Consider the following 19,412-nt stretch of genomic DNA (forward strand, 5'->3'; position numbering starts at 1 on the left):
TACACCGCCACGACATCGTTTCCCGGTCCGTCGCTTACATGCGGTATATAGTCGGCATAGTAGCACGCGATTTGGGAATGTGAAGTGTCCCCAATCTTCCCTAACCCCGGCAGAAGCGAGCCAATACTTCCCTATTCCCGCAGGTAGAATATGCTCTCTACCCCACAACAAGCGATATCTCCAAAACCTCCCCGCCTCCACACTTTCTCCATATAATATGACGCGCTTTCGCGAGTTGTCTTCAATGTGGGACATGTTTGCACGCCGTCCAACCAGAGCAACAACAACGAAGCCCCTAGCCCCCTCTTGTCATCCTGAGTGAGCGAAGCGAGTCGAAGGATCCCGTGCGGCGGCAGCTGGGAGACTTCCTGCTGGCGCCACACGGGATCCTTCGACTACGCGCCTACGGCGCTCCGCTCAGGATGACAAAGGGGATCGGGAGCCTTTCTGTTGTTGTTCGGGATGAAGGTCGTAGCTCATTCGTGCGCAGCGCGAAAAAACGCAGGTCATAATTACATTCTCCGCCTTCGGCGGAGAGGGCGTTTCATGAAGCGCCCCTACGAAGGTTACCTTTTTAGTTATGTTTATGATACTTGGAGGAGCCCGCGTCGTAGTGATAGGGGGGGCATCATCTCTTGGCGTAATCGGTAGCGCGAAGCGCGTCACACTTTTGGTGGCGTGGGTGGTTCCTTCTCCCCTTCTCTTGGTGCCTTTATCGCGAAGAGGGTTACAGCTACAAGCAGGGGGACGGCGGCGATGAAGGGGTAGACGTAGCGAGCGGCGGCTGTTGGGGAGACGAGGATGATGAGAAACGACACCAGGATGGGCGTGAGCACCCACAGGTGGTGCCGGGCTTTGTAGATAAAGAGGCTGGTCACCGCCGCAACCAGCCAGCCACCGTAGAGGCCGGACGTGAAGAGGATGCCCAGCGGCATTGAGGCCATGAGGTCATACATCCTGTTCATCACCTGGGTCATGGCTTTGCAGAACGGCGGGGAGTCCAGCACGATGTTGGCGGGGCCCTCGAATTCGGCCATCTCGGGGACGCAGAAATCGCAGGATAGGGACGGGAGGTCGTAGGTGCGCACGGGAGCCAACAGCGGGTAAATGAGGTTGAGCGCGGCTTCCGCGTAGATGACGGGGTGGCGCACGCCGAGGGCTGCCCACGTTACCAAAAACGCGCCGATTTCGCCCGTGGTGGCGGTTTGGATGAAGCGCTTTTTCACGGGGTCGGCGAGCGTGGGGTTGAGGTCTTCGGCTGCTTCGCGCACGGGCAGCACCGCCTCGATGGACGCGCGTTCTTGGGCGGATAGGTCGTCGGGGCGCTCGGCGTAGACGGTGGCAACCTGCTGGAGCGGCAGGCTGAGCATTTCTTGCTTGCCACCAGGTACGACACCGAACGCGGGATATGCCAGCGCGGGCACCAGGACGGCGCAGACCACCCAGGGGACAAGCGTGACCAGGGCGGTTCGCACGCGCTGTCCGCTGCACGCGCAGATGAGCGGCACGGCCGAGAGCAGCATGAGCCAGCCGCCCGCCTTCTTGGTGAGCACGCACAGGGCGCACGCAAGGACAAGCACCACCAGGTAGCCGCGCGCGGGCAGTTCCCTTCCCTGCACCCGCGCTCGGAAGAATTCCACGTAGCAGAGGAAATACACGGCGAAACAGGGTGCGAACAGCATGTCGTTTTGCAGGGTGACCGCGTTGCGCGGGATGGCGGGCATGAGCGCAACGAACAGCAAGCACGCGAGGCGTATCGGTGCCGGTACGCCCAGTTTCTCGCCATAGCAACAGCCGACGGCCAGGGCGGCCGCCGTTGCGAGGCAGAGCAGCATTGCATAGAGCCAGAAACCCAGCTGCTGGGAGCCGAGAAACGTGCCGAGGCGCCAAAAGAGGCCGTACACCAACGTGGTGAACACGGGTTTGTGGTCAATGAACTGGGCATTGTATACCTGGTCGATGCCCATGGGTTGGTAGCTCACCGGCGCGGGCGTGGCGAATTGGAACAGCTGCCAGACGCTGTCCCAGTCGCCGTAGCAGGGAAACGCGAATGCAATCCAGGGAAGCCAGAGAAGCACGATGACGCCCGTTGCGCGCGCCACGCCACGCGGGGTGAATGAGAGGTCGAGCACACGCAGTGCGCGCGGCGTTGCGGTGCTCGCGCGGCGCAGGAGCGAGGGGGCGGCTCGCGCGGCTGCGTAGAGAAGTGCCGCCAGCAGCAGGCCGAGGGGGATGGCCGCCGGTACGGCGCAGACGAGCGGTGAGGGCACGGGGATATCGCTTGAGGTGAGCGGGCGCGCCAGCAGGTCGGCCAGCGCATACGTATAGGCTAGGACGAAGCCGAGCGAGAGCGACCACGTGAGGCGGTACCGCGAACACGGGATGCGTTCGGGAGCGCGCGCCTTGCGTGCGTGGGTCGTGCACCACTGTTTGGTCATGGGATGGCTTTCTGATTTGCAAACTTTTAGTTTGCATAGTACCACCCGTTTGATAAATTGCAAACTCTCTGTTTGTAGAATATGCTTTCATCAGGGGTTATTGTCTCTGCATGCAAACGGAAAGTTTTCAATCATTTCAGAAGATGCTCGGTGCACGCATCCAGAGCATTCGCAAGACGCGCAAACTCTCACAGGAGGAAGTGGGCCACCTGCTGGGTATGGATCGCGTCTCCATCGGCTACATTGAACAGGGCAAACGCGCGCCCAAGTTGAGCACCTTGCACGCGCTGTCAAAGGTGTTCGATGTCGATATTCGCGAGTTTTTTGATTTCCCGGGGAAATGAAACGAAGGGCGCGCAGAGTGCGCTCTCTTTGGGAGCGATGTTTCGGCGGGACTCTATCCTCGTTTTATTTTCGCGCTTTGCGCGAAAGGGCGATTCGTGAATCGCCCCTACGAAGTTTACCTTTTAGGTAATATTTATGTGTGAAGGTATTACATTCGTCATGATGTTAGAAAGGGCAATACCTTGTGGCTTACTAGATAGTGCGTAAGCGCGTCACATTTTGCGCCAGCGCGTTACGCCTCGAGCAGCTTGCCGCGGAGGATGATGTGGCGTATCTCTAGGTTCTCGTCCAGCACTACGGCGTCGGCTATGTGACCGGGGGCGAGGGAGCCGCGGTCGCGCAGGCCCAGGGCGCGCGCGGGGTTCGTGCTGGCGGCCTTTATGGCACTTGGCAGGGGAACGCCCATATCCTGCACAGCAATGCGCACGCAGGACATGAGGTCGGTCGCCGAACCCGCAATGGTGCCGTCGGCCAGCGTGGCGCGGTTGCCGCGCACGGTGACGTTTTGGCCACCCAGGTCATATTCGCCATCATCCAGGCCCGTGGCGCGCATGGAGTCGCTGATCAGAATGATGCGGTCGTCGCCGAACGCGGCCATAAGCAGGCGCACCATGGCAGGGTGAATGTGCACGCCGTCAGCAATGAGTTCCGCCGTCACCTCCGGGCAGTCGAACGCGGCGGCAATGGGGCCGGGCTTGCGGTGGTGCAGCGGGGGCATGGCGTTGCACAGGTGCGTCATCTGGCGCGCGCCCGCCTCGATGGCAGCGCAGGTTTGGTCGTAGGTGGCCTGCGTGTGCGCCACCGACACGCGTACCTCGTCCGCCACGGCGCGAATAAACTCCAGCGCGCCTTCCACCTCGGGCGCCACGTCCACCAGCTTCACAAGACCCTGCGCGCGCTCCTGCAGCCGGCGGAACATGCCCTCATCCGGTACGTGCAGGTAGGCGGGATTTTGCGCGCCAATGTTGTCGGGCGAAAGATAGGGGCCCTCCATGTTGATGCCCACAAGCGCCGCGCCGTCAGCAGGCGCGCTGTAGGCGGTGGCCGCGTCCATGAGCGGGCCCAGCACGTCCTCGGGATACGTCATGGTAGCCGGGCAGATGGCAGTCACGCCGCGCGATGCCTCAAAGCGCGCGATGGCGTTCAGCGCCTCGGGCGTGCCGTCGCAGAAGTCAAAGCCCGCACACCCATGAAAGTGCAGGTCAATCAACCCGGGAATCACGTAGCAGCCCGTCGCGTCCACGACGGCGCCCTCCCCCGCCGTGCCCGCAGCCAACACGAATCGCCCGTCTTCAATGGCAACGTCCCGTTCGGCAAACTCGTCGCCCGTAAACACCTTTCCGCCCGTGATACGCATGCTGCGTCCTTTCGCATTCATCCCGCGCCCCAGCAGCGCACTGCCACCGGAAGTCGTTTTCTCCACCATACCAGCACGACGGCCCCGGTGAAACACCAGGGCCGTCCTCATCATCGTTTCGTCAAAAGACGCCGTGCGCCCGGGCGCGCTTTACACCAGGTCGCGGCAGAGCTTGCCCGCCTCCGGGTCCACGATTACCGTCACGTCGGGGTGGAACTGCAGGATGGACGCCGGTACCTGCGGCGTCACCGGGCCGAAGAACGCGCGCTTCACGATGTCGGCCTTGTGCGCACCCTCCACCACCATGAGGATGGAGCGCGCCGCCATGATGGTGCCGATGCCCATGGTGTAGGCCTGGCGCGGCACGTCGTCGATGCAGTCGAACAGGCGGCTGTTTGCCTGGATGGTGCTCTCCGTGAGGTCGACGCAGTGCGTGGTCTTCGGGAAGGTGTCCTCCGGCTCGTTGAAGCCGATGTGCCCGTTCGGCCCCAGGCCCAGCAGCTGCAGGTCGATGCCGCCCGCAGCCTCGATGGCTTCCTCGTACGCGGCGCACACGGCGTCCGCGTCGGGGTTCGCGCCCTCGGGCACGTGCGTGCGCGCCTGGTCGATATCCACCTTGTCGAACAGGTGCTGTTTCATGAAGTAGCGATAGCTCTGGTCGTGCTCCGGCGCGAGGCCGCGGTACTCATCCAAGTTGAACGTGGTCACGTCGGCAAACGACAGCTTTCCCGCTGCGCAATCGGCCACCAGTTCCGCGTACAGGCCGATGGGCGTGGTGCCCGTGGCCAGGCCTAACACGCACGCAGGGTCGGCGCACACCCAGTCGGCGATGTGGTCGGCGGCGCGACGGCTCATGTCCTCGGCGCTGTCGGCAATGATGAATTCCATGGAACCTCTCTTCTCTCGCATGCGGTTAGTGAAAGGCCGCGCCGCAACTGCGGCGGAACCGTGAGCGCTCCCCGACGGGCGCGCGTGTTTACTCGTTCGCTACGTCCAAAACTGCGCTGTCTCGATGACGTTCTGATACGCCCACGGGTACACGTCGGAGTACCACCCCGTCTCGGGCACAAAACACACCAAGGCGCTGTACAAAACCGATATCGCCACCAGCGCAAGCAGCACTTTCATCAGCAGATTCGCCGTCTGCGAGCGCGGATCCAGGTTTTCGTTCACAATGAAGGCCAGAAGCACCACCGCCGCCAGGAACATGAAGCTGAAGTCGGCGAAGTAACGTTGCAGGATGCCGGCCATTTCCGCGTCCAGCAGCGCCACCACCACGCCCGAGGCCAGCAGCACCACGATAACACCCATGATAGTGCGCGTGGAGCGCTGGCGCACGCGCAGCGACAAAATGCGCTTCGCGAACGGCAGAATCCACAGAACCGGCAGGCACGCCAGGATGCCGCCGAACGTGACTTCCTTGATGGTTTGCCCCATGTAGGTGGTGTCAAACGGCGCCGGCTGCACGAACGGGAACACGCCCGTGACGCTGGGCGGTTGCAGGAAGTACGCGAACAGCGCGGGTGCCAGGCGGCCCAGCTTCCAGCCGCGCTTCGTCATGTCGTTCACCGTGAGGTTGTAGTTCGCGCCGAAGTCGGTAAGCGACCCGAAGCGCGCGTAGTTGTACCCCATGAGGCCTGCCGCCACCACCACGTACGGCGCCACGAGGCACGCGAACTCGCGCGCGCCGCGCGGCGTGAACAGCCGCCGCTCAGATATGTAGGCGCGCCAGAACAGCGGGAACGCCAAAAACGACAGCACCACCAGCTGCGGACGACATCCTACCACCAGCGCCATGCAGAGCGACCCGGCCAGGTACCACTTTTCCGGCCCCGACGAGCGCGCTGCTGCCACGCGTCCGCGCATCCAGAAATACAACCCCCACACCGAAAACGCCAGCCCCAGCATGATGGGCAGCGAATAGAACGTCGGGAATTTCAGCAGATACAGCACGCCGCAACACATGACAAGCGGTATCTGCAACAGCAGGTAGAGGCCCAGGCTCACGCGCTTGAAGTGGTAGCGCGCGAAGCGGTCAAGCAGCGCCGAGCACCCCAGCACAAAGGCAATGCACGCCAACAGCACCCCTATAGCCGTGGGGAAGTTAGCTCCCGTGAGCAGGTAGAACGGTAGGTAGAACAGCACTACCGGCACCACGCCGAAGTAGACGTAGTAGTGCCCGTCGTGATACGCCACGTCGAACAGGTACGGCTCGCCCGTTTCCTTCTGCGCCTCGTCGCGCGCGCCCTTGTCGTAGGGGTCGGACATGTCCTGGAGCCACTGAGGCGGCTCTTCTTCCAGGTAAAGTTGCCCGTGCGCCATGGCCTTCGCCAGCTCCGCGTACTGCTGGGCGTTGTCGCCGCCCACCTCGAACACGTTTACAATGCTGTGGCCATCCCACGAGCCGTTGTTGTAGTCCTTCGTGGCCACGCCCACGAGGTTCGACCCTATGAACAAAAACGTTGCCATGAGGTACACCTCGATGACCACCGCGGCGATGATGGCCGCCTTCGATTTGCGCGGTTCGTCCACAATACCAATGCGATAGATGGCCGAGCGCGGCCGGAACGCGAACGCCAGCGCCAGGATGCCCACCGTGGCAAAGAAGCGCCCCGTGTTGAAGTCGAACGGATGGCGCGCGTTGATGCAGATGTCCGAGAGCTTGATGGGATAGCCCACGTCGTCGCCCACGATGTCGATGCGCAGATTGTTGACCAGGCCCGAGGTGTTCAGGTTGATGTACTCACTCTGGTCGGACAGCGTGGACACCGCCACATCGGGCACGCCCACCGTGTACTCGGTGGAGTCGAAGTAGGTGTGGTGCGCGTCGTCGGTGAACTGGATTTTCACCGTGAGTTCCTGCGCAGGCTGGCGGTAGTCGAAGTTGAGCCACACGTTGTGCACCTCAACGTTGAGGTTCGAAAACTCCAGCGTGTGGTTCACCGCCGTAAGTTTGTACTGCTCGTCGGCCGTTTCTTGCAAGTTGAGACGACTGTTTAGGCTGATGGTGTTGTAGTTCGCCGTGAGAAAGTAGTTGATGTTGAAGACGAACGTCTCCAGCAAAAGCGCAATGAGCACAAGGGCGAACGCGCTTTTCACCAGGTGTATCACCGCCGGCCGATGCGCCTGCATAAAGCGACCGTAAGCGTAAGATATGTTCTGTCGAACCGTAGGCATACTGGTTACGAATTATACGGCACGAGGGGGCGCGCAGCAGCCAGAAAACAAAAGCGGACGAACTGGATGTCCGTCCGCTTTTGCAGGTTTACGTAGTTCCGCGAACTGCTAGAGGCCGAGAGCTTGCTTCACGTCGGCGTACACCACGTCGGGGTCGCGGTCGCCGTCGATGGTGACCAGCAGATCGCAGCCGCGATAGTAGTCGATGAGCGGCGCCGTGGACTTCTCGTACACGTCGAGGCGGTTGCGCACCGTGGCCTCGTTGTCGTCATCGCGCTGGTACATTTCGCCACCGCACTTCGGGCAGGTCTTATCCGCGGCGGTACCGATGTAGTTGCAGTCACGGCACATGCGGCGCGAGGTGAGGCGCTTCACGATAACCTCGGAGTCCACGTCCACCAACAGCGCGGCATCCAGCGGGCGCTCAAGCTTCGACAGCTCGGCGTCCAAGGCCACGGCCTGGGCAGACGTGCGCGGGAAGCCATCAAGGATGAAGCCCTTCTCGGTGTCCGGCTCCTGCAGACGCTCCGTCACAAGGCCGATGATGACGTCGTCGGGCACAAGCTCGCCAGCGTCCATGTACGACTTGGCCTTCTTGCCCAGCGGCGTGCCAGCCTTCACGGCAGCGCGCAGCATATCGCCCGTGGAAATGTGCGGCGTGCCGAACTCTTCCACCAGCTTGGCCGCCTGCGTACCCTTACCAGCGCCCGGCGCCCCCAACAACACAATGTTCATGTGATTTCCTTTCAACCTGTAATCGGTAAGTAGTATTGTAGCAAACCCCTGCGCACAGCAATCATATTTCAGAAGAAAGACAGCGAGCGCCGGTGCCGAAACCCTGTTTCAGGCGCGCAGTGCGTACGGGAACTCATCGCTCATCGCGCACTTTCAGCAACTCTTGTCGCGAATTCACACCCATTTTCTGGTAAATGTGGTAGGTATGGGTTTTAACCGTATGCGGCGACAAAAACAGCTTTTCAGCCACCGAGTTCGTGTCATAGCCTTGCAAGAGCAACACCAGCACCTCACCCTCACGACGTGACAGTTCGTACTCTTCGGCAAGCACCTTTCCTTTCGCCAGATTGCTATCAGCCGATGTGATTTTCAACCCATCGTCTTTTAGTACGTCACCCGGCGTGTCGCGCGGCATGACGTCAATCTTCCCGCTGGCAGCCACCATGACAAACAGCAGCACTGCAAGGAAAAACGGCATGACGAAGGCATAGTCACGCGACAGATCGAAGAAATTCATGAGTGTGAGATCAATGGCACCCGCCGCCACCATGCCTGCTTGGATATAAATCCTCCCGCGCGTGATATTTTTGATGGGAACAAGATGCAACTTGTCGGTGAGTTCAAACAGAAAGCAGAACGTGGCCGCATCAAACGCAGTCAGCAGCATGAGAAGCAACAAATACATGATCCACTTCATGGGGCCTGATACACCCGTCACCACCATAAGAATGAGGGCAACGGCGGGTAGCAGCACCGTAATAAACGTGTCGAAGGAAAGCGTACGCTTTGAGCGAACATCGACCACAAGAAGGCCCACCACGCCCAAAGCAAGCGCCAAACCGGTCAGAGGATAGCTGACATAAACCGGCAGGTCGGGAGCCATACAAGCGTAGATACCCACACCAAAGACCGCCCCGTAAATAACAAGAACCACGTTACTCTTCCTGAGAGAACGTGCCACTTCTTGCGTCAGAGGACGCTCATGGCCCGATGGCTCTGGGCGGAACTGGTGCGTGAATACATAGCAAACAAGTGAGAAAAACGCCAAAAGCAGCGCGATGAACATACCCGCAGACGCTGCCACCAGGGCTGTGAGCACAAAGAGAGCAGCACCTATGATGATAGACAGGTACAAATAGCGGCGGATAAGCTTCATATCCAGATACATGAAGGCTTCGGCCCACAAGATATGGAATGCTCCCTGCCACATACCCGCAGCAAGCATGGCCACTGCACTGGGCCACCCTCCCGCATTCACTGATCCGTCAAGGGCGCACGTGACCACCATGAGTGCAAGTGCCCCGTAGGCACCAAGCGCAAGAGGAATGCGGAAGCGCTTGGTACCCAGACGGTCAAACAACATATACAGCACCACTTCGAACACGACGATGCCGGCAAGATACCCTATACGACCCACATCGCGCTGGAGCGATGAGAGCGAATCTAGCGGCATAAAAATAAAGCTGTACGCAATGATATACATGACGGCCCAGCACAGACCGAACCCAGCGACCACGAAAGGCGCGCAGTGGTGATACGCGATCCCGCCCGCTTTCGCTTGCGCCTTTTCCGACATGAGCGCCCCCCTTTCGACGACTACAGCCACCCCTTCCGAGTCGGCTGCGCTACCGTCGCACCGCGAATGCGCTTCATTATACGATTCACACACCGGCGCTGCCGAACAATTACAGAGAGTGCATCACTGTATGGGAATCTAAGCTGCATATTACCTGATCATACGCGCGTATGAATTTCTTCATACTCACTTTGAGCGATACGACAAAACGTATGAAGAACCCTTTTCAACCAGAACGAGCGAAGCCTCACCACCTGAACCGCACCTAGAATCGAACACGCTTTGCAAGCACTGAGCAGAGCGAGACGAGCGAAGAAGAAGGCACGCGGAAGGAGCAGCATGAGCAAAGACGGATACAATCTCGTTGAGCACGAGAAGCCGTACCGCTACGACGAAGATGGCCTGCATGTCACACGCGGGAGTGCCTGGTCAGGGCCAGGATGTCACATTGGGTGCGGTGTGCTTCTGTACACCGACGATGAGGGCAAGCTGGTTAAAGTTGAGGGCGACCCAGAGAACCCTTACAACAAGGGGCGCTTATGCAACCGCTGTTTGGCGCTGACCGAAGTGGTGTACAACCCCGACCGCGTGACGACGCCGCTCGTGCGCGACCCGGCGCGCCGCGGCGAGAACGCGTGGGAGCCCGCCACGTGGGACGAAGCGCTCGACCTCGTGTATGAGAAGTTCACCGAAATCAAGGAGAAGTACGGCGCCTGGTCTATCCCGTTTGTGCAGGGCACGGGTCGCGACATCGCCGCGTGGATCACGCGCTTGGCGTGGTCGTTCGGCAGCCCCAACTATATGTTCAACATGTCGGGCATGGCATGCTACCTGCCGCGCGTCGCCGGCTGCGCCGCCACAACCGGCAACTTCTGGGTGGGCGACTTCTCCCAGCAATACCCCGACCGCTACGACAACCCAGAATGGAAGCCTGCCGACTACATCATGGTATGGGGTAACAACCCTCTCATTGCGAACTCTGACGGATTCTATGGCCACTGGATGGTAGACGTCATGAAGCGGGGCTCGAAGCTCATCGTCGTTGATCCGCGCCTGACGTGGCTTGCTCACAAGGCAGAATGGTGGCTGCAAATTCGCCCCGGTACGGATGCAGCACTCGCGCTGGGCATGCTGAACGTCATCATCTCCGAGGACCTCTATGACCACGACTTCGTGGATCGCTGGTGCTACGGCTTTGACGAATTGGCAGAGACCGCTGCCGCTTATCCGCCCGAGAAGGTAGCGGCCGTCACCTGGGTGCCCGAGGAAAAGATTGTTGGCGCCGCACGCACGTGGGCGCACGCTGACAGTGGCATCGTGCAGTGGGGTTTGGCGGTAGATACCACAAAAGAGTCGTTGCCCGCTGCGCAGGCTATCGGCGCCCTGTGGCAAATCTGCGGCTTCTGCGAGCGCCCCGGTTGCATGATTGTGCCCCCTGAGATTCTGGCCTATTCCGGCGGCTTTGGTGGCGAACTGGTGACGCCAGAAATGGACGCGCATCGCATTGGCCTGGACAAATACTCACTCTTGAAGTTTGGCTTCCAGGTGGCATCGTCTGACGAGGTCATGAAGACACTCGAAACGGAGAAGCCCTACAAGTTGCATGGCGCATGGCTACAAACGTCGAACTTCCTCACCTGCACCGCACCCGATCCAGAGCGGTCGATGAAGGCATGGCGCACCCTGGATTTCATTGTGGTGGTAGATCTATTCATGACCCCCACCGCCATGGCGCTGGCCGACGTCTTCCTACCCGCTTGCACCTACGCCGAGCGCGACGGCATTCGCGTAGGCGACGGTGCACAGCGAGGCGAGACCATCAACAAGGTATGCCAGGTGGGCGAATGTAAATCCGACATGCAAATTAACTTGGAGCTGGGGCGCCGCTTCAACCCCGAAGCGTGGCCGTGGAAAGATGACAAGGAAATGTTCAGCTCCGTTATCGAATGCACCGGCTACACGTTTGAAGAGCTGCAGCAGGTGGCTCCGGCCTACATCCCCTTCGAGTATCATCGCCACGAAAAGGGGTTGCTGCGCCCCGACGGACAGCCCGGCTTCAACACGCAAACGGGTCGCATCGAGCTGTGGTCAACGTTCTACAACAACGCCGGCCTCAGCCCTGTGCCGTACTTCGAGGAGCCCACGGAAAGCCCTGAGGCAACGCCCGACCTGTACGAAGAATACCCCTTTGTGCTTACCACCGGCGCCCGCAACTGGTTCATGTTCCACTCCGAGCATCGTCAGGTCCCCCACCTGCGTGCCGGTCGTCCCTGGCCGCTTGTGCAAATCAACCCGAAGGCCGCCGAGAAGATTGGCGTACACGATGGCGAGTGGGTGTGGCTGGAGAACAGCCGAGGACGCTGCAAGCGTGTTGTGGAATGCACGAACATCATGGACGAGCGCGTAGTCATGTCCGATCACGGCTGGTGGTTCCCTGAGGCTCCTGGCGAGGAAAAGGATGGCTTATTCGGCATGTTTGATTTGAACGTGAACAAGCTTCTGAACTCTTACGTGCCCGGCAAATCGGGTTTCGGCGCCAACTACAAGTCCATGCTGTGCAAGATCTACCCCGTGAAGGACGGTGAATAACCATGACGGACTACGGAATGCTCATTGATTACGAGTGGTGCACCGGTTGCCATACCTGCGAAACCGCTTGCCAGATGGAGCACCATTTGCCCGTGGGACAATTCGGCATCAAGCTGGCCGAGGTTGGCCCCTATGAGTACAGTCCCGACCAGTGGCAACTGGCCTACGTACCCATCCCCACCGATCAGTGCGACTTTTGTGCTGCGCGGCTGGCCAAGGGGAAACTTCCCAGCTGTCAGCATCATTGCCAGGCGCAGTGCCTTGAAGTAGGGCCGCTCGATGAGCTTACCAAGAAGGTAGCCACCAAGAAGAAGGTTGTGCTGTTCCACAACTAGCACCAGTAGCGTTCGCGGGGCCGCGCCAACACCTGTGCGCGGCCCCGCCGTTTGAAGGGATGGAAATTCATGAGCAAAGTGAAGGGATGGGTACTCGCTTTTGCGGTTGGCGGCCTGTATGCCGTCATCGGTCAAATCATCTGGACCGCTTTTGCCGGAGCCCTGGGAGCCGACTTCCCCTATCTGGGACAACTCACGTTACTGGGTATGGGTGTAGTAGCACTTGTGTTGTATATCCCAGGTATTCACCAGCGAATTGCAGCAGTAAGTGGCTTCGGCTCAATCTTGCCGTTCAACGGCTTCGCCGGTGGTGTCGCAGATGCGTACGAAGGTGCCGTTGCTGAAACTGGTCAGGCGAGCAAAGGCGTGAGTGCGGCCATCAAGCTGGTGCTGCTTGTTATCGGCATCGGCGGACTTGTAGATGTGATTGTTGGCGCAATCGCGTTTTGTGTGGCGTAGAAGGGACTCGTATGGAATTCATCATGGCGTTTTTGGTTGGTGGCGCTCTTTGCCTCCTGTTCCAACTCATCTTGGACGTAACGAAAGCTCCCGTGCCCTACATTCTGCTGGTTGGTCTTGCCGTGGGAGGTATTCTTACGCCCTTTGGCATCATGGACGTGTTAGCCAACTGGGGAGGTGCTGGCTTTACCATCATGGTAGTAGGTGCGGGACAGGCGATGTGCGCAACAACACAGGCCGCGCTTGCTGGCAATCCCTGGCCACTGTTATCCGTCATTGGGGTGTTTTTGGTTTTGACCGTTGTCGGGCTTGTGTGCGGAAGTTGCCATCGCGCGCTGCACCCTTCGAAAGCTTCGGCGAACGCAGCTGAAACAGGGACTCAGCAGGCAGCTAAGAGCCACCTGTAGAAAAGAGACACGACGCTCGCATCGCGCGTCGTGTCTCTTTCTGCGCCACCTACGAGATCGAGTAGACAAAAGTTTTGTTTGAAAGGATTGCCTATGTCGTGCGGATACGCCTGCGTGGGCTGTGGTCGCTGCCGCGGCACACCACGCAAACTGAACATAACCACCGTATGTTTCCGCTGCGGTCACGACAACCCCAAAGGTTCCACCCACTGCGAACACTGCGGCCTCGAACTCCCCCGCCCTCCAAAGCCGCCCACAACTCCTCAAACACCGAAGCCGTAGAGAAGAAAAACCTCCTCTACGGCTTCGGCCGCTCTATAAAAACTTCTGCACTGTTTCCCAGTAAAACCAAAGCTATTCAAAGCCTTCACGCATAAAAAACGCCCTGATCGGTGTGTTGATCAGGGCGTTTACTTCTTACGGAAGGCTACTTAAAGAAGCCGTCGTAGTTGTGCATCTTTAGTTGGCTCTCCACCTTGCTCATGGTGTCGAGGGCCACGCCTATCATGATGAGGATGGACGTACCACCGAATGCCTGGATAAGCGTATTACCGGTGAAGAAGAACACGATGGACGGAACCACTGCGATGGCGGCGATAAAGATGCCACCCGGCAGCGTCACGCGGTGCAGCACGTTCTTGATGTAGGTAACCGTTGCCGTGCCCGGGCGCACGCCGGGGATGAAGCCGCCCTGCTTGCGCAGGTTGTCGGCCGTTTCCTCCGGGTTAAACACCATGGAGGTGTAGAAGTACGCGAAGAACACAATCAGCAGCACCGTGAGAATCCAGTTAATCCAGCCCGTGGACATGGCGTTCGCCACGTTCGTCAGCCACTCAATGTTGAAGAGGGCCGCCAGCTGCGCCGGGAAGTAAATCAGGCAGCTTGCGAAGATGATGGGGATAACGCCCGCCGCGTTCACCTTCAAGGGGATGTACGTGGACTGGCCACCCATCATTTTGCGACCCTGCACGCGCTTGGCGTAGTTCACCGGGATGCGGCGCTGAGCACGCTCCACGAAGATGATAGCCGGGATGCAGGCCAGCACCACAAGGATGATGAGCGCCGTAATGGCAATGCCCATGCCCAGATCAGCCGTCAGGTTAATGGACGAGAAGATGGCGGAGGGCACACGCGACACGATGCTCACAAAGATGATGAGCGACATGCCGTTGCCAATGCCACGCTGCGTGATAAGCTCGCCCATCCACATGATGAACGCGGTACCAGCCACCAGCGTGAACACCACAACGAAGTCGGTCAAAAGCTCGGGCACCTCGGTGCTGAACACAACGCCGTACGCCTGCGACTTGAACAGGAACAGGTAGCCGATAGCGTTGATCAGGCCCAGGCCCAGCGTCAGGTAACGCGTTACCTGCGTGATCTTCTTGCGGCCCGACTCGCCCTCCTTCGCCCAGCGACCCACCGCCGGGATGACGCCCTGCATCAACTGCATGATGATGGACGCCGTGATGTAGGGCATGATGCCGAGCGAGAACACGGAGAAGTTCGACAGAGCGCCGCCCGTGAACAGGTCGAGCATCGTCATGGACACGCCACCGCTCTGCGTGAACTGATTCGCGAACTCGTTAAACGGGATGCCCGGCACCGGCACGTACGCGCCGAAGCGGTACAGCGCGAGGATAGCCAGCGTGAAGAGAATCTTCTTACGCAGCTCCGGTACCTTGAATGCATCGATGATAGAGCTTAGCAAGGCTCTTCGACCTTTCCTCCGGCTGCCTCAATTTTCGCCTTGGCCGAGGCAGACACCTTATCAACCTTGACCGTGAGGGCCTTGGTGATGTCGCCATCGCCGAGCACCTTCACCAGCGCGTCGGCATGCTTGATGATGCCCTTGGCCTTCAGGCTCTCGCCGTCCACCACGTCGCCGGCCTCAAACTTCTCGTCGAGACGGCTCACGTTGACGGGCAGGTACTCCACATGGTTGATGTTCTTGAAGCCCGGCAGCTTCGGCAGACGACGCGCGAGCGGGGTCTGACCACCCTCGAAGCCAACGTTCTTGCCGCCACCAGCGCGGGACTTCTGGCCGTTCATACCGCGGCCGGACGTCTTGCCCGTGCCAGAGCCATTGCCGCGACCGACGCGCTTGCGCGCCTTGGTGGAACCTTCTGCCGGCTTAAGATCTTTCAATTCCATGGTGATACTCCTTTAGATTCGCTTTTCCGGACTCCTGTCCGGCGCTGGCAGCTCGCCGCCAGCTAACTACCAAAAACAGCTTGATCGACGCTGCGGATACCCGCAACGCCAATCAAGCATTGTACCTTATCGAAACGAACCTCGGTGAATATTTTCAACACCCCACAGGTTCGTCAACACCTCACCGATTCGCAGCGTCGACAAAGTACGGCGACCGTAAGGCCGCCGTACGATTTAGATCTCCTCTACCTCGACGAGGTGCTTGATCTTGAAGATCATGCCGCGCACGCTGTCGTTGTCAACCTGCTCGACCGTACGGCCGATCTTGCCCAGGCCGAGCGCACGCAGGGTCTTGCCCTGGTCAGCCTTGCGGCCGATGGAGCTTTTTACCTGGGTGATGCGCAGCGTCTTTTTCGCGTCTGCCATTACTCCTTCTCCTTCCAGCCGTAGATCTGCGCGACGGACAGGTCGCGGCGCGCAGCCACTTCTTCCGGGCTCTCCATGTTCTTGAGGCCCTCAGCGGCGGCCTTCACAATGTTCATGGCGTTGCTCGTGCCGAGCGACTTGGTCAGCACGTCGGTGACACCGGCGAGTTCCATGATGGCGCGCACCGGACCACCTGCGATAACGCCGGTACCAGGCGTAGCCGGCTTGATGAGCACGCGGCCAGCGCCATAGACACCCAGAATCTCATGCGGCAGCGTCTTCTCGGGCGTCAGCGGCACGGTGAACATGTTCTTCTTCGCGTCCTCGACACCCTTCTTGATGGCGATAGGCACTTCCTGCGACTTGCCCATGCCCACACCCACGCGACCGTTGCCGTCGCCGACAACCACGAGCGCGGTGAGCGCGAAACGGCGGCCGCCCTTGACGACCTTGGACACGCGGTTGATGTAGACGACGCGCTCCTGGAGCTCGGGAACCGCGGCGTCGTTTTGCTGTTTACGAGCCATAAGCTATAACCCCTTCTAGAATTTCAGGCCGGCTTCGCGAGCTGCATCGGCCAGAGCCTTCACGCGCCCGTGATACAGATGTCCGCCACGGTCAAACACAACCTCCGTGACGCCGTTTTCCTGCGCCTTCTTACCGACGATCTCGCCGAGAGCAGCAGCGCCTTCAACCGTAGCGCTCTTCTTGCCCGTCGCCTTGAATTCGGGGCCCAGCGTGGACACACCGCACAGCGTCTTGTGAGCGACGTCGTCAACGATCTGGACATACATATTATTGTTACTGCGCGTAACGCACAGACGCGGGCGAACCGGCGTGCCGGAAACCTTGCCACGCACGCGGCGATGGCGGCGAGCCAACCCGGCTTGTTTCTTCTGAAGCTTGTTCATGATTATCCCTTCGATCTCAAACCGTGTAGAGGCTCAACGTTAGTCGCCCTTGGCGGCCTTGCCCAGCTTGCGACGCACGAACTCGCCCTCGTAGCGAATACCCTTGCCCTTGTAAGGCTCCGGCTTGCGCCACTTGCGAATGTTCGCGGCCACCTGGCCAACCTGCTCTTTGCTGGGGCCAGACACGATGATCTCGGTTTGGCTCGGGACCTCAAACGTGATGTTCTCCGGCGCCTCCACCAGCACGGGGTGCGAGAAGCCGAGCTGCATCTCCAGGTCCTTGCCCTTGAGCGCGGCACGGTAGCCAACGCCAACAAGCTGGAGCTTCTTGGAGAAGCCGTTCGAAGTGCCCTCAACCATGTTCGCGATAAGCGTGCGCACGAGTCCGTGATAGGCCTTGGCCTCGCGGGAATCGTCCGGGCGCTCGACGATGATCTCATCGCCCTCGCGCTTGATGATCATGATTTCGGGGAAGCTGCGGGTGAGTTCACCCTTGGGGCCTTTAACCGTCACAGTGGTGCCATCAATAGTCACATCAATGCCAGCAGGAACGGTGATGGGCTGTTTGCCGATACGAGACATATCTACCTACCTCCCTTTCCTACCAGATGTACGCGATGACCTCGCCGCCAACGCCCTTTTTGCGGGCGTCGCGATCGGTCATCACGCCAAGGCTCGTGGATACGATTGCAGTGCCAAGTCCACCGAGCACGCGGGGCAGCTCGTCCTTGCCAGCGTAGATACGCAGGCCGGGCTTCGAGATGCGCTTGATGCCGCGGATGGTTTTGGCCTTCTTGTCGCCGTACTTCAGTACGATTTCCAGCGTTGCACGAGGCTCGCCGTCAATGACGTCATAGCGCTGGATATAGCCCTCTTCCTGCATGATGCGGGCTATCTCGACAAGCTTCTTGCTCGACGGCATGGACACCGTCGGCTTGCCGGCAGAGTTTGCGTTACGCACGCGCGTAAGCATGTCTGCGATGGGGTCGGTCATGGTCATGGTTTGTTCTCCTTTGGTCCGTGATGAGCCGCGTGCACGGTTCGTCGGCGCCCATAACGCCTCCGCCTTCTACACGGGCACACCCTTAAGCGTGCAGGTCGTTCGGCTTACCAGGACGACTTGGTCACGCCGGGCAGTTCGCCTTTGTTGGCCAGCTCGCGCAGACACACGCGGCACAGGCCAAACTTGCGGTAGTAAGCACGGGGACGTCCACAACGCGTGCAGCGGTTATGCTGGCGCGTCGAGAACTTCGGCTCGCGCTTGGCCTTGGCGATCATCGATTTCTTAGCCATGCAATTCCTTCTTTCCTATCCTCGACCCGCGCGCCGGCGCGGGTACAAGTTCGAACGGGGTGTGCCCTACTTCTCCTTGAAGGGGAAGCCCAGGGCGGACAGAAGCGCGAAAGCCGAATCGTTGTCTTCGGCCGTCGTCACGAACGTGATGTCCATGCCGCGCGTGCGGTCGATCTTGTCGTAGTCGACCTCGGGGAAGATGAGCTGCTCGGTGATGCCCATCGTGTAGTTGCCGCGACCGTCGAAGCTCTTCGGCGAGATACCGCGGAAGTCGCGCACACGGGGAAGGGCGGTGGCCAGCAGGCGATCGAGGAACTCCCACATGCGGTCGCCACGCAGCGTCACCTTGCAGCCGATAGCCTGGCCCTCGCGGACATGGAAGCCAGCGATGGACTTCTTGGCGCGCGTGATGCAGGGCTGCTGGCCCGTGATGACGCGCATGTCAGCCATGGCGGCGTCGAGCAACTTGGAGTCGGACGCAGCAGCGCCCACACCCATGTTCACGACAATCTTCTCCAGGCGCGGAACCTGGTTGATGTTCTTTACGCCCAGCTCTTTTTCGAGCTGCGGCACAATTTCGGTGCTGTACTTTTCCTTCAAACGAGGAGCCATGTACTCTTTCCTTTCGATGAATTAAACGCAGGATTTCCGACCCTGCGTCCCTCGCCGCTCAAAAAGCAGCAGGGGTCATAATACCACTAGTCAACGCGAACTTCACTGGTCGTTTGTAACGTCAGCGAGGGCGGCTGTGGTGCCCCGAATTCGCGGGATCGCGAAGGCGAAGCGTACTTTGGTACGTGAGCCTTCGTGATCGTGCGAAGGCGGGGTGCCACAGCCGGCCACAGCGTCGACCAGTTCCGTTGGCCGTCAGGCCGACGGAACCTATTTAATGTCTTTGCCGCACTTCTTGCAGACGCGGGTCAGCTTGCCGGCCTCGTCGCGCTTGCGGCTCACACGCGTGGGCTGCTTGCACTCGGGGCACACGAGCATGACATTCGACACATGGATGGGAGCCTCAACCGTGGAGATGCCACCCTGCGGGTTCTGCTGCGTGGGGCGCAGAGCCTTCTTGATCAGGTTGACCTTCTCCACCACCACACGCTCCTTCTGCGGAAGCGCGCGCAGTACGACGCCCTCTTTGCCCTTATCCTTGCCGGACAGAACTTTGACTTTGTCGCCCTTCTTGATATTCATACCACTCATTTTACGC

At 59.7% G+C, this 19,412-nt stretch carries 21 protein-coding genes; 5 read left to right on the forward strand and 16 right to left on the reverse strand.

Features of this window, described 5'->3' with window-relative positions; translation table 11 throughout:
- Nucleotides 1-662: 662 nt before the first annotated feature.
- Nucleotides 663-2,438 carry a DUF6020 family protein gene (locus QNJ86_RS08945; protein WP_283832267.1) on the reverse strand — a complete coding sequence of 592 codons (1,776 nt, stop codon included), beginning with the start codon at nucleotides 2,436-2,438 and terminating at the stop codon, nucleotides 663-665.
- Between the two features lie 110 nt (nucleotides 2,439-2,548).
- Between QNJ86_RS08945 and QNJ86_RS08950 the strand changes: the two genes are divergently transcribed.
- Nucleotides 2,549-2,782: a helix-turn-helix domain-containing protein gene (locus QNJ86_RS08950; RefSeq protein ID WP_283832268.1), complete on the forward strand. Its 234-nt coding sequence runs from the start codon at nucleotides 2,549-2,551 to the stop codon at nucleotides 2,780-2,782.
- Between the two features lie 233 nt (nucleotides 2,783-3,015).
- Here QNJ86_RS08950 and nagA read toward each other — a convergent pair whose 3' ends face one another.
- The 5 genes from nagA to QNJ86_RS08975 all read right to left on the reverse strand — a co-directional run bounded on the left by nagA (nucleotide 3,016) and on the right by QNJ86_RS08975 (nucleotide 9,628).
- Nucleotides 3,016-4,140, reverse strand: coding sequence for an N-acetylglucosamine-6-phosphate deacetylase (nagA, locus tag QNJ86_RS08955; protein WP_283832269.1), 1,125 nt, complete (start codon nucleotides 4,138-4,140; stop codon nucleotides 3,016-3,018).
- Nucleotides 4,141-4,290: 150 nt separating this feature from the next.
- Nucleotides 4,291-5,028 (reverse strand): glucosamine-6-phosphate deaminase, encoded by a 738-nt coding sequence (gene nagB, locus QNJ86_RS08960; protein ID WP_283832270.1) that lies wholly within the window; start codon nucleotides 5,026-5,028, stop codon nucleotides 4,291-4,293.
- Between the two features lie 99 nt (nucleotides 5,029-5,127).
- Nucleotides 5,128-7,272, reverse strand: a complete 2,145-nt coding sequence (locus QNJ86_RS08965; protein ID WP_283832271.1) for a cytochrome C oxidase Cbb3 — start codon at nucleotides 7,270-7,272, stop codon at nucleotides 5,128-5,130.
- Between the two features lie 153 nt (nucleotides 7,273-7,425).
- Nucleotides 7,426-8,052: an adenylate kinase gene (locus tag QNJ86_RS08970; protein ID WP_283832272.1), complete on the reverse strand. Its 627-nt coding sequence runs from the start codon at nucleotides 8,050-8,052 to the stop codon at nucleotides 7,426-7,428.
- Between the two features lie 133 nt (nucleotides 8,053-8,185).
- Nucleotides 8,186-9,628: a helix-turn-helix transcriptional regulator gene (locus QNJ86_RS08975; protein WP_283832273.1), complete on the reverse strand. Its 1,443-nt coding sequence runs from the start codon at nucleotides 9,626-9,628 to the stop codon at nucleotides 8,186-8,188.
- 339 nt (nucleotides 9,629-9,967) lie between these two features.
- Between QNJ86_RS08975 and QNJ86_RS08980 the strand changes: the two genes are divergently transcribed.
- The 4 genes from QNJ86_RS08980 to QNJ86_RS08995 all read left to right on the forward strand — a co-directional run bounded on the left by QNJ86_RS08980 (nucleotide 9,968) and on the right by QNJ86_RS08995 (nucleotide 13,418).
- Nucleotides 9,968-12,217 carry a molybdopterin-dependent oxidoreductase gene (locus QNJ86_RS08980; protein WP_283832274.1) on the forward strand — a complete coding sequence of 750 codons (2,250 nt, stop codon included), beginning with the start codon at nucleotides 9,968-9,970 and terminating at the stop codon, nucleotides 12,215-12,217.
- A 2-nt stretch (nucleotides 12,218-12,219) separates the two neighbouring features.
- Nucleotides 12,220-12,552: a 4Fe-4S binding protein gene (locus QNJ86_RS08985; protein WP_283832275.1), complete on the forward strand. Its 333-nt coding sequence runs from the start codon at nucleotides 12,220-12,222 to the stop codon at nucleotides 12,550-12,552.
- 69 nt (nucleotides 12,553-12,621) lie between these two features.
- Nucleotides 12,622-13,011 (forward strand): SpoVA/SpoVAEb family sporulation membrane protein, encoded by a 390-nt coding sequence (locus QNJ86_RS08990; RefSeq protein WP_283832276.1) that lies wholly within the window; start codon nucleotides 12,622-12,624, stop codon nucleotides 13,009-13,011.
- Nucleotides 13,012-13,022: 11 nt separating this feature from the next.
- A complete protein-coding gene (locus tag QNJ86_RS08995; RefSeq protein WP_283832277.1) occupies nucleotides 13,023-13,418 on the forward strand; it encodes a SpoVA/SpoVAEb family sporulation membrane protein in 396 nt (131 codons plus the stop codon).
- 427 nt (nucleotides 13,419-13,845) lie between these two features.
- Here QNJ86_RS08995 and secY read toward each other — a convergent pair whose 3' ends face one another.
- The 10 genes from secY to rplX form a co-directional block, all read right to left on the reverse strand.
- Nucleotides 13,846-15,129, reverse strand: a complete 1,284-nt coding sequence (gene secY / locus QNJ86_RS09000) for a preprotein translocase subunit SecY (RefSeq protein ID WP_283832278.1) — start codon at nucleotides 15,127-15,129, stop codon at nucleotides 13,846-13,848.
- A complete protein-coding gene (gene rplO / locus QNJ86_RS09005) occupies nucleotides 15,123-15,572 on the reverse strand; it encodes a 50S ribosomal protein L15 (protein WP_283832279.1) in 450 nt (149 codons plus the stop codon). Before rplO ends, secY begins: the two co-directional genes overlap by 7 nt.
- Nucleotides 15,573-15,806: 234 nt before the next feature.
- Nucleotides 15,807-15,998 (reverse strand): 50S ribosomal protein L30, encoded by a 192-nt coding sequence (gene rpmD / locus QNJ86_RS09010; protein ID WP_283832280.1) that lies wholly within the window; start codon nucleotides 15,996-15,998, stop codon nucleotides 15,807-15,809.
- Nucleotides 15,998-16,525, reverse strand: coding sequence for a 30S ribosomal protein S5 (gene rpsE / locus QNJ86_RS09015; RefSeq protein WP_283832281.1), 528 nt, complete (start codon nucleotides 16,523-16,525; stop codon nucleotides 15,998-16,000). The genes rpmD and rpsE overlap by 1 nt, the downstream gene beginning before the upstream one ends.
- A gap of 15 nt (nucleotides 16,526-16,540) precedes the next feature.
- Nucleotides 16,541-16,909, reverse strand: a complete 369-nt coding sequence (rplR, locus tag QNJ86_RS09020; RefSeq protein ID WP_283832282.1) for a 50S ribosomal protein L18 — start codon at nucleotides 16,907-16,909, stop codon at nucleotides 16,541-16,543.
- Between the two features lie 39 nt (nucleotides 16,910-16,948).
- A complete protein-coding gene (rplF, locus tag QNJ86_RS09025; protein ID WP_283832283.1) occupies nucleotides 16,949-17,491 on the reverse strand; it encodes a 50S ribosomal protein L6 in 543 nt (180 codons plus the stop codon).
- A gap of 19 nt (nucleotides 17,492-17,510) precedes the next feature.
- Entirely contained in the window at nucleotides 17,511-17,909 is a 399-nt protein-coding gene (gene rpsH, locus QNJ86_RS09030) for a 30S ribosomal protein S8 (protein WP_283832284.1), read from the reverse strand.
- Nucleotides 17,910-18,016: 107 nt separating this feature from the next.
- Complete coding sequence (locus tag QNJ86_RS09035; protein WP_041239446.1) at nucleotides 18,017-18,202, reverse strand: type Z 30S ribosomal protein S14; 186 nt, start codon at nucleotides 18,200-18,202, stop codon at nucleotides 18,017-18,019.
- 66 nt (nucleotides 18,203-18,268) lie between these two features.
- A complete protein-coding gene (gene rplE, locus QNJ86_RS09040) occupies nucleotides 18,269-18,814 on the reverse strand; it encodes a 50S ribosomal protein L5 (protein ID WP_283832285.1) in 546 nt (181 codons plus the stop codon).
- A 270-nt stretch (nucleotides 18,815-19,084) separates the two neighbouring features.
- Nucleotides 19,085-19,405 carry a 50S ribosomal protein L24 gene (rplX, locus tag QNJ86_RS09045; RefSeq protein ID WP_430623045.1) on the reverse strand — a complete coding sequence of 107 codons (321 nt, stop codon included), beginning with the start codon at nucleotides 19,403-19,405 and terminating at the stop codon, nucleotides 19,085-19,087.
- Between the last annotated feature and the right edge of the window lie 7 nt (nucleotides 19,406-19,412).

The sequence above is a fragment of the Gordonibacter faecis genome (assembly GCF_030077735.1).
Classification (GTDB): domain Bacteria; phylum Actinomycetota; class Coriobacteriia; order Coriobacteriales; family Eggerthellaceae; genus Gordonibacter; species Gordonibacter faecis.

Excerpts from the sequence above, each read along its gene's own strand:
- rplX (WP_430623045.1), bottom strand. The coding sequence starts at position 19,405 with ATGAGTGGTATGAATATCAAGAAGGGCGACAAAGTCAAAGTTCTGTCC.
- QNJ86_RS09035 (WP_041239446.1), bottom strand. The coding sequence starts at position 18,202 with ATGGCTAAGAAATCGATGATCGCCAAGGCCAAGCGCGAGCCGAAGTTC.
- rplO (WP_283832279.1), bottom strand. The coding sequence starts at position 15,572 with ATGGAATTGAAAGATCTTAAGCCGGCAGAAGGTTCCACCAAGGCGCGC.
- rpsH (WP_283832284.1), bottom strand. The coding sequence starts at position 17,909 with ATGACCATGACCGACCCCATCGCAGACATGCTTACGCGCGTGCGTAAC.
- QNJ86_RS08965 (WP_283832271.1), bottom strand. The coding sequence starts at position 7,272 with ATGCAGGCGCATCGGCCGGCGGTGATACACCTGGTGAAAAGCGCGTTC.
- QNJ86_RS08975 (WP_283832273.1), bottom strand. The coding sequence starts at position 9,628 with ATGTCGGAAAAGGCGCAAGCGAAAGCGGGCGGGATCGCGTATCACCAC.
- QNJ86_RS08985 (WP_283832275.1), top strand. The coding sequence starts at position 12,220 with ATGACGGACTACGGAATGCTCATTGATTACGAGTGGTGCACCGGTTGC.
- rpsE (WP_283832281.1), bottom strand. The coding sequence starts at position 16,525 with ATGGCTCGTAAACAGCAAAACGACGCCGCGGTTCCCGAGCTCCAGGAG.
- QNJ86_RS08995 (WP_283832277.1), top strand. The coding sequence starts at position 13,023 with ATGGAATTCATCATGGCGTTTTTGGTTGGTGGCGCTCTTTGCCTCCTG.
- rplR (WP_283832282.1), bottom strand. The coding sequence starts at position 16,909 with ATGAACAAGCTTCAGAAGAAACAAGCCGGGTTGGCTCGCCGCCATCGC.
- QNJ86_RS08990 (WP_283832276.1), top strand. The coding sequence starts at position 12,622 with ATGAGCAAAGTGAAGGGATGGGTACTCGCTTTTGCGGTTGGCGGCCTG.
- rpmD (WP_283832280.1), bottom strand. The coding sequence starts at position 15,998 with ATGGCAGACGCGAAAAAGACGCTGCGCATCACCCAGGTAAAAAGCTCC.
- nagB (WP_283832270.1), bottom strand. The coding sequence starts at position 5,028 with ATGGAATTCATCATTGCCGACAGCGCCGAGGACATGAGCCGTCGCGCC.
- nagA (WP_283832269.1), bottom strand. The coding sequence starts at position 4,140 with ATGCGTATCACGGGCGGAAAGGTGTTTACGGGCGACGAGTTTGCCGAA.
- rplF (WP_283832283.1), bottom strand. The coding sequence starts at position 17,491 with ATGTCTCGTATCGGCAAACAGCCCATCACCGTTCCTGCTGGCATTGAT.
- QNJ86_RS08970 (WP_283832272.1), bottom strand. The coding sequence starts at position 8,052 with ATGAACATTGTGTTGTTGGGGGCGCCGGGCGCTGGTAAGGGTACGCAG.
- QNJ86_RS08950 (WP_283832268.1), top strand. The coding sequence starts at position 2,549 with ATGCAAACGGAAAGTTTTCAATCATTTCAGAAGATGCTCGGTGCACGC.
- QNJ86_RS08945 (WP_283832267.1), bottom strand. The coding sequence starts at position 2,438 with ATGACCAAACAGTGGTGCACGACCCACGCACGCAAGGCGCGCGCTCCC.
- rplE (WP_283832285.1), bottom strand. The coding sequence starts at position 18,814 with ATGGCTCCTCGTTTGAAGGAAAAGTACAGCACCGAAATTGTGCCGCAG.
- QNJ86_RS08980 (WP_283832274.1), top strand. The coding sequence starts at position 9,968 with ATGAGCAAAGACGGATACAATCTCGTTGAGCACGAGAAGCCGTACCGC.